At 67.6% G+C, this 8,475-nt stretch carries 8 protein-coding genes; 6 read left to right on the top strand and 2 right to left on the bottom strand.

From position 1 onward, the window contains the following. Positions 1 to 138: 138 nt before the first annotated feature. Positions 139 to 606: an outer membrane beta-barrel protein gene (locus tag ACYPYD_RS13000; protein ID WP_211150243.1), complete on the bottom strand. Its 468-nt coding sequence runs from the start codon at positions 604 to 606 to the stop codon at positions 139 to 141. Between the two features lie 316 nt (positions 607 to 922). Between ACYPYD_RS13000 and trpB the strand changes: the two genes are divergently transcribed. From trpB to ACYPYD_RS12980, 4 genes are all read left to right on the top strand, one after another. After that, positions 923 to 2,161 (top strand): tryptophan synthase subunit beta, encoded by a 1,239-nt coding sequence (gene trpB, locus ACYPYD_RS12995; protein WP_008833298.1) that lies wholly within the window; start codon positions 923 to 925, stop codon positions 2,159 to 2,161. Continuing rightward, entirely contained in the window at positions 2,158 to 2,409 is a 252-nt protein-coding gene (locus tag ACYPYD_RS12990; protein WP_008833299.1) for a hypothetical protein, read from the top strand. Before trpB ends, ACYPYD_RS12990 begins: the two co-directional genes overlap by 4 nt. Next, on the top strand, positions 2,409 to 3,185 hold the full coding sequence (gene trpA / locus ACYPYD_RS12985; RefSeq protein ID WP_008833300.1) for a tryptophan synthase subunit alpha: 777 nt from the start codon (positions 2,409 to 2,411) through the stop codon (positions 3,183 to 3,185). Before ACYPYD_RS12990 ends, trpA begins: the two co-directional genes overlap by 1 nt. A gap of 138 nt (positions 3,186 to 3,323) precedes the next feature. Beyond that, entirely contained in the window at positions 3,324 to 4,640 is a 1,317-nt protein-coding gene (locus ACYPYD_RS12980) for a bifunctional folylpolyglutamate synthase/dihydrofolate synthase (protein WP_459663516.1), read from the top strand. A 97-nt stretch (positions 4,641 to 4,737) separates the two neighbouring features. Here ACYPYD_RS12980 and ACYPYD_RS12975 read toward each other — a convergent pair whose 3' ends face one another. After that, positions 4,738 to 6,051, bottom strand: a complete 1,314-nt coding sequence (locus ACYPYD_RS12975) for an MFS transporter (RefSeq protein WP_459663515.1) — start codon at positions 6,049 to 6,051, stop codon at positions 4,738 to 4,740. Between the two features lie 94 nt (positions 6,052 to 6,145). On the opposite strand from ACYPYD_RS12975, the gene ACYPYD_RS12970 reads away from it, so the two are divergent. Further along, a complete protein-coding gene (locus tag ACYPYD_RS12970) occupies positions 6,146 to 7,606 on the top strand; it encodes a pseudouridine synthase (RefSeq protein WP_459663514.1) in 1,461 nt (486 codons plus the stop codon). Further along, the gene (gene rsmD / locus ACYPYD_RS12965; RefSeq protein ID WP_008833304.1) at positions 7,603 to 8,160 is read left to right on the top strand and encodes a 16S rRNA (guanine(966)-N(2))-methyltransferase RsmD; all 558 of its coding nucleotides are present in this window, start codon (positions 7,603 to 7,605) and stop codon (positions 8,158 to 8,160) included. The genes ACYPYD_RS12970 and rsmD overlap by 4 nt, the downstream gene beginning before the upstream one ends. Positions 8,161 to 8,475: the final 315 nt, after the last annotated feature.

Raw genomic sequence — 8,475 nt, 5'->3', positions numbered from 1 at the left:
CAATCCAGGGCGACTCAAGATTGCCCTGGATTGCTTCGCTACGCTCGCAATGACGAAGGCCTGACGAAGAAAGGGGCGGCCCGTCGGACCGCCCCTTTCCTGGCTTACACTGCTTTCGCAGCGATCAGATCCGTGGGATCAGAACTTGACGCCCACGCCCACGAGGCCGCGGTCGGCGTCGGGGGTGTTGTCGCCGACCAGCAGGTGCTGGTATTCGGCCTTCACGTAATAGCGCGAGCCCACGTCCTGCTGGACGCCGCCACCGACGCCCACGGCGCTGTTGCAGTACTTGCAGTTCTTCGACTGCCAGTCGGCCAGCGCGTAGACCTTGGTGCCCGGGATCGGCTGCACGCCGATGCGGCCGCCAGCGCCCCACGAAACGCGGGTGTTGTCGGTCAGGATCTTGTCGGCCGAACCCTGCACACCCACGAAGAGCTTGTCGCCCAGGTCGTAGTCGTAGCCGGCGGCGACACCTGCAACTGCGTCGCTGTTGCTACCGTCCCAGATCACACCGCCGCGTGCTTCGACGCGAGCCTCGTTGGCCAGGGCGGGAGTGGCAGCGGCCACGGCAGCAACCGCGGCGAGCGAAACAAGTGCAATACGCATATTATATAACTCCAAGTATTCCTGCGATCCCGACCCTCATCGGGGTTATCGTCGGGAGCCCTGCCGCTGGACCCCATCACCTTTCAGTCAGATGAACGGTAAATTCTTGGAATCGTTCAAAACGTCACAAAACTGCAGATTATGCCGGTTAGGTGCTTTTGCCGATTTTCAGTTGCATTGTTTGCAATTGAATGTCCGCCAGGCGATCACCAAGCCCCTGTAGGCACCCATGGTTTTCCGGCGTTCCCGGGGCAAACATGGCCCCTCTCCTCAAGGCGTCTGGACAAGCGCGGGGGGGTCTGCCAAGCGCCGGATCATGACCGTTCAGAGCCCCAATTCGCTTCGTTCGTATCCCGATGAGTCGGGTCACTTCGGCCAGTTCGGCGGACGCTACGTCGCCGAGACGCTGATGCCGCTGATCCTCGACCTGGAAAAGGAATACCGTGCCGCGAAGCTGGACCCGGCGTTCCAGGCCGAGTTCGACGATCTGCTCAAGAATTTCGTCGGCCGCCCCAGCCCGCTCTATCCGGCGCCGCGCATCACCGAGCATTTCCGAAAGCTCGCGCCCGAGGGCAAAGGCCCGAAGATCTACTTCAAGCGCGAGGATCTGAACCACACCGGCGCGCACAAGATCAACAACTGCATCGGCCAGGTTCTGCTCGCCATGCGCATGGGCAAGACCAAGATCATCGCCGAGACCGGCGCGGGCCAGCACGGCGTCGCCACCGCCACCGTCGCGGCGCGCTTCGGCCTGTCCTGCACGATCTTCATGGGCGCCAAGGACGTCGAGCGCCAGGCGCCCAACGTGTTCCGCATGAAGCTGCTCGGCGCCGAAGTGGTGCCGGTCACCAGCGGCGCGGAAACGCTCAAGGACGCGATGAACGAGGCGCTGCGCCACTGGGTCGCCAACGTCCACGACACCTTCTACATCATCGGCACCGCCGCAGGTCCGCACCCGTACCCGGAACTCGTCCGCGACTTCCAGAGCGTGATCGGCACCGAAACGCGCGAGCAGATTCTCGAAGCCGAAGGCCGCCTGCCCGACATGCTGGTGGCGGCCGTGGGCGGCGGATCGAATGCGATCGGCATGTTCCACCCCTTCCTCGACGACGCGGACGTGGCGATGGTCGGCATCGAGGCCGCCGGTCACGGCATCGAGAGCGGCCAGCATGCCGCCTCGCTGATGGGCGGGCGTCCGGGCATCCTCCACGGCAACAAGACCTACCTGCTGCAGGACGAGGACGGCCAGATCACCGAGGCCCATTCGATCAGCGCCGGTCTGGACTATCCCGGCCTTGGCCCCGAACATTCGTGGCTGCACGAGGCGGGCCGCGTGAAGTACGTGCCGATCACCGACACCGAGGCGCTTGAAGCGTTCCAGCTGTGCTGCGCGCTGGAGGGCATCATCCCGGCGCTCGAAAGCGCCCACGCCCTCGCTGCACTGCCGCAGCTGACGGCTCAGCTGGACGCGGACAAGCTGCTCGTCGTCAACGTCTCCGGGCGCGGCGACAAGGACATCTTCACCGTCGCCGAGGCGCTGGGGGTCGAGCTTTGAAAAAGGGCGGGTGGCAACGGTCGCTGATCGACGCCGCCGTGCTCTGGATGGCGGTGTTCCCGGCAATCAAGGTCCTCGCCGACCTCGTCCGGGTGCGCTCCTTCGACCTTTCGGGCGCGGGCTATTACTGGGCCTTCGCCTTTCGAGGAAGCTGGAGCGACATCGCCGTCAGCCTCGCCTACCTCGCCGTTTTCGTCGGCCTGACCGCCGCCATTCTCCGCTATTCCGGAAAGACGCTGTTCTCCTGATGACCCGCTTCGAAACCGCTTTCGCCAAAGGCCCCGCGCTCGTCTGCTTCATCACCGGGGGCGACGGCGACACCGCATCGAACCTCGACGCGCTCGTCGCGGGCGGCGCCGACGTGATCGAGCTGGGCATGCCCTTCACCGATCCGATGGCGGACGGTCCGGCGATCCAGGAAGCCAACTTGCGCAGCCTCGCCAAGGGCACCCGCACGGCCGACATCTTCCGCATCGCCGCCGAGTTCCGGCAGCGTCACCCCAATGTGCCGCTGGTGCTGATGGGCTACGCCAACCCGATGACCATCCGCGGCCCCGAGTGGTTTGCAGAGGAATGTGCCAAGGCCGGCGTCGACGGCGTGATCTGCGTCGACATCCCCAGCGAGGAAGACGCCGCCCTCGGCCCGGCGCTGCGCGAAAAAGGCGTGTCGCTGATCCGCCTCGCCACCCCGACCACCGACGCCGCACGCCTGCCCAAGGTGCTGGAGGGCTCCTCGGGCTTCCTCTACTACGTCTCGGTCGCGGGCATCACCGGCATGCAGCAGGCGGCGCAGGGCTCGATCGAGGACGCGGTGGCGAAGCTCAAGGCCGCCACCGACATTCCCGTCGCGGTCGGCTTCGGCGTGCGCACGCCCGAACAGGCCGCCGCCATCGCCAAGGTCGCTGACGGCGTGGTCGTCGGCTCGGCCTTCATCGACATCGTCAAGCAGCATGGCGATGCCGCTCCGGGGCCGCTGCAGGACTACACCGCATCGCTCGCCGAGGCGGTGCATTCCGCTCGATAGAGCCAAGCCCATGGGGCCTCGACAAGCTCAGCCTGAGCGGGGTTGGAGATTTATGCCACCTCCGCTCACCCGGAGCTTGTCGAAGGGTCGGACACAGCCTCTCGAAGCCCCCACGCGCACGGCGCCGTCGAGGACACCATGAAAGACTTCGCCGTGTCGGACTCCCCCGCCGTACAGGCCCAGCTCGATCGCCTTGCCGCGCTGTCGCTGCCGCAAGGCCGCATCGGGCTTGAGGCGATCCGCACGCTGCTGGCGCGCCTCGGCGATCCGCACTTGCGCATCGCGCCCGCGTTCCACGTCGCGGGCACCAACGGCAAGGGATCGACCTGCGCCTTCCTGCGCGCGATCCTGGAGGCGCAGGGGTACAAGGTCCACGCGATCACCAGCCCGCATCTGGTGCGCTACAACGAACGCATCCGCATCGCGGGCGAACTGGTCGGCGACGACGAACTCGCCAGCCTGCTGGCCGAAGTGCTGGACGCGGCGCACGATCTCGAAGTCAGCTTCTTCGAGACGACGATCGCCGCCAGCTTCCTCGCCTTCGCGCGCCATCCGGCGGACGTCTGCGTGATCGAGGTCGGCCTCGGCGGCCGGTTCGACGCGACCAACGTGCTGCCCGCACCGCTGGTCTGCGGCATGGCGACGCTGGGCATCGACCACGAACGCTTCCTCCTCGCCCCCGAGGACGGCACGCCCGCTGAGCCGCTCACCCGCATCGCCTTCGAGAAGGCGGGCATCCGCCGTCCGCACGTGCCGCTGGTGACGCAGAACTACCCGCACGAAGTCGCCGCGTTCCTGCAATCCCTCGCCGCTTCAGAGGACGTACCGCTGCAGTCGCGCGATGCCGAGTGGAAGGCGCAGGTCACCCGCGACGCCATCTGGTTCGAGGACCGCCACGGCTCTTTGACCCTCCCCCTGCCCGAGATGCCCGGCGCGCACCAGGCGGACAACGCCGCCCTCGCCGTCGCCATGCTGCGCGCGCAGGATGTGCTGAAGATCGATCCTCACGCCTTTGCCGAGGGTATCCGCGCCGCGCGCTGGCCCGCGCGGATGCAGCTCTTGGGCGACGGGCCGCTGACCGCGCTCGTCCCCGGCACGCCGGTCTGGCTCGACGGCGGGCACAACCGCGACGCCGGGCTGGCACTGGAAGCATTCCTGCGCGAGCGGGGGCAGGCGCCGCATGTGATCCTCGGCATGATCGAAGGCAAGGACCCCGCCGCCCTGCTCGATCCGCTGCACCGGCTGGTCGAGAGCGTGACGCTGGTGCCGGTGCCGGGGCATGACTGCCACCCGCCCGAGGCGTTCGCAGGCTGGTCGCTGCCGACTTGCTCCGCGCCGGATGTGGCGACGGCACTGCGCGATCTGGAAAAGCTGGCCCCACGCGCCGTGCTAATCGCGGGTTCACTCTACCTTGCGGGCGCGGTGTTGCGGGACAACGGCGAAGTGCCGGATTGAGGCGAAGGCGATCCCATCCCGCTGCGACTAGGCGATAAATCGCCAAGTCTCGCTCCCCTCCCGCTTGCGGGAGGGGTTGGGGGTGGGCCTTCTGCTGTTACTCTACCTCGCCCGCAGACCCCAGCGCCTGATCGACGAGCCCTGTCCGGCTAAGCCACCAGAACAGCGCGATGCCGGGCAGCGACGCCACCGTGGTGAGCAGGTAGAAGTTCACGTAGCCCATGGCCTCGATCAGCGCGCCCGCCGTCGTGCCGGTAGCAAGCCGCCCCACCACACTCGCTCCGGCCGAGATCAGCGCATACTGCGCCGCCGTGTAGCGCAAGTCGCACAGCGCCGAGAAATAGGCGATCACCACCACGCCGCCGTAGCCCGAGGCGATGTTCTCGAAGCCGATGGCGCCCGCCATGCCCCAGTTGCTGTGCCCGGCCGCAGCCAGCGCCGCGAAGCTGAGGTTGGAAACGCCCATCAGCACCAGCGAGAGCATCACCGAACGCTTGAGGCCCATGCGCGCATAAGCGACGCCGCCGATGAACACGCCGATCATGTAGGCCCAGAAACCCAGGCCGATGTCGTAGATCGCGATCTCGTCGTTGCTGAAGCCGAGGTCGTCGAACAGCAGGCGGAAGGTCAGGTTCGCCAGCGTGTCGCCGATCTTGTGGACGAGGATGAACAGCAGCACCAGGAACGCGCCGTTGCGGCGGAAGAACTCCCCGAACGGCCCGGCGATGGAGGACCAGACTTCGGCCAGCCCCTTCTTCTCGACCACCACCTTGCGGCGCTCCGGCTCGCCCAGCACCAGCGCGGTGAGCATGGCGGGCAGCGCGAAGATGGCGCATGCCGCATAGCCCACGCCCCAGCCGTAGCGCGCCGAAAGCACCAGCGCGAGCGCGCCCGCGCCCGCCGAGCCGATGCGCCAGCCGTACTGGCTCATGCCCGACCCGGTGCCGAGCTGGTAGGGCTTGAGCGTCTCGATGCGGTAGGCGTCGATGACGATGTCGAAGCTGGCGCCCGCCACGCCCACCAGCACGGCGGCCAGCACGGTCGCGCCGATGGTGTCGGGTCGGGGATCGACCAGTGCGAGGTTCAGCACCGCCGCAATCACGGCAAGCCCGCAGACCAGCATCCACGATACGCGCTGCCCCATGCGGTGCAGCACCGGCAGGTGCACGCCGTCGACGATCCAGGCCCAGAACACCTTGAGATTGTAGACCAGGAACGCCAGCGTGAAGGCGGTGACGGTCTTCTTGTCGATCCCGTCCTGCGCCAGGCGCGTGGTCAGCGTCGCGCCGATCATCGCATAGGGAAAGCCCGAGGACAGGCCGAGCATGAACGAGGCGAGCGACTCCCGCTCGAAATAGGGCTTGATCGAATCCCCGACGCTGCGACGCTCTGCGATGGTATCGGCGTCCACGCCGGTCTCCTCATTTGCGGTTGCCGCCAACTTAGCGGCGGCGATCCGTAAGGGAAGGCTGGATGAAGCGGCGATCAACAGGTATGGGCCACGCATGTCCAAACCTCCCAGCAAGTCTTCAGGCGGCAGATCAGGCGGCTCCGGCCGTGGCCGCGATTCCGGTTCCTCTTTCGGCGCGGCTCCGCGTGGCGGCGCTTCGCGCGGCGGTGCATCGCGTGATGGCGGCCCCCGCTACAACGCCGGAAGCGGCAGTGCACGTGGCCGCACCGGCCGCGATGACGGTCCCGACGCGCCCCGCGGCGACGCTCCGCGCGGCGGACGCGGGCGCCGTGAAGCCCCCCGTATCGGCAGCCGCGAGGACTTCCGCAATGAATTCCCGCGCCGTGGCTCCAGAGACGGTGGGCGTGACGGCGCCTCCCGCGATGCTGGTCCGCGCGGTGCCGCTGCCCGCGATGGCGCCCGTACCGGCGCCCCGCGTGGCGATCGTCCGCGTGAGGATACCCCGCGTGGCGGTTCGTACCGCAGTGGTCCGGGGCGCGACGGCACGCCGCGTTCAGAGCGTGCGCAAGGCGGCGGATCGCGCGATGCGACCTATCGCAGCGGACCTGCACGTGATGGCGCCCGCTCCGATTCCCGCGACGGCGAACGCGGCTATCGTCCGCGCCGCGACGATCGCGCATTCGGCTCGGATCGCGGCCCACGCCCTGCCCGCCCGACCGGCCCCCGCCCCAACCTCAAGCCCGGCGCCGCCCCGCGCGCTGCCGCGCCGACGCCCAAGGACCCCTCGCTGCCCGCCCGCGAAGGCGAGCGCGTGGCCAAACTGCTCGCCCGCGCCGGCGTCGCCAGCCGCCGCGAGGTCGAGCGCCTGATCATCGAAGGCCGCGTCACGCTGGACGACGTGGTGATCGAAACGCCCTCGACGGTGCTCACCTCCTTGCGCGGCGTCGCGGTGGACGGCAATCCGATCGCGGAAGCCGAAGGCACGCGCCTGTTCCTGTTCCACAAGCCGTCGGGCCTCATCACCGCCGAGCGCGATCCCGCCGGTCGCCCGACGATCTATACCGCGCTGCGCAACGCCCTGCCCGAAGGCACCGGCCGCGTGATGCCGATCGGCCGCCTCGATCTCAACACCGAGGGCCTGCTGCTGCTGACCAACGACGGCGAGTTCAAGCGCCAGCTCGAACTGCCCGCCACCGGCGTGCCGCGCACGTATCGGGCACGCACGTTCGGCGACATCACGCAGGAACAGCTCGAACAACTGATGGAAGGCATCGAGGTCGACGGCGTGATCTACGGCAAGATCGACGCCAACATGGAGCGCCGCACCGGGCGCAACCAGTGGATCGAGATGACGCTGACCGAAGGCAAGAACCGCGAAGTGCGCCGCGTGCTCGAAGCGCTTGGCCTCCAGGTCAGCCGCCTGCTGCGCACCGCCTACGGCCCCTTCCGCCTCGGCGACATGCCCAAGGGCATGGCCGGTGAAGTCTCGCAGCGCGACCTCGAAAACTTCCGCAAGAGCCTGCCGAGCCAGAATCCCACGAGAACGCAGGCATGAGCGGAAACCTGCGGATTATCGCGGGCGAATGGCGCGGCCGCAAGCTGGCTGCGCCCGAGGGCGACACCACCCGCCCTACCGCCGATCGCACGCGCGAGACGCTGTTCTCGATGCTGGTCAGCCGCCTCGGCGATTTCGAGGGGCTGAAGGTGGCGGACCTGTTCGCGGGCTCGGGCGCGCTGGGGCTGGAAGCCCTGTCGCGCGGGGCGGCGCACTGCCTGTTCGTCGATCAAGATGCAGGCGCGATCCGGGCGATTCGCAAGAACATCGCCAACCTGCAGGCGCAGCCGCGCAGCGACGTGCGCGCCTCCTCGGTGATGTCGCTGGGGACCGCAAAGGAGCCGCTCGACCTCGTGCTGCTCGACCCGCCTTACGATACCGGCGCGGGTCAGGTGGCGGTGGACAAGCTGGCGCGGCTCGGCTGGATCGGCGAAGGCACCTGGGTGAGCCTCGAAACCGGTAAGGGTGAAAGCGTGGCGATCAAGGGCTTCGAAGCCGACGCCACGCGTGATGTCGGCAAGGCCAGGCTGCACCTCCTGCGCCGTACATCTTGACATTTATAACCAAATAGGATATATGCCCCAACATCCGAGCGGTGATGTACAAGCCGCTTTCGGTGTATCGGGTCGGCGTCGTGGGCCGGGATGCGGTTTCAGCCGTGATCACGCAAACCACGCGTCCATCGAAGACCCGGACTGTCTCTGCGCTACCGGAAACGCCATCCATACGTTCCTGCGACACACGGCAGGGCATGGGACGGCCATCCCGGATAGCCTTCGGCCGATAACGATGCGAACCCTAACGACGGCCACATGGGACTTTCCGATGGAATACAGGTCGAGCCGGGCTGCACCGTGAGTTACCCGGCC

The sequence above is a fragment of the Novosphingobium sp. 11B genome (genome assembly GCF_054589055.1).
The sequence above is the reverse complement of the archived record's forward strand: the minus strand, read 5'-3'. Positions and strand labels throughout refer to the sequence as shown.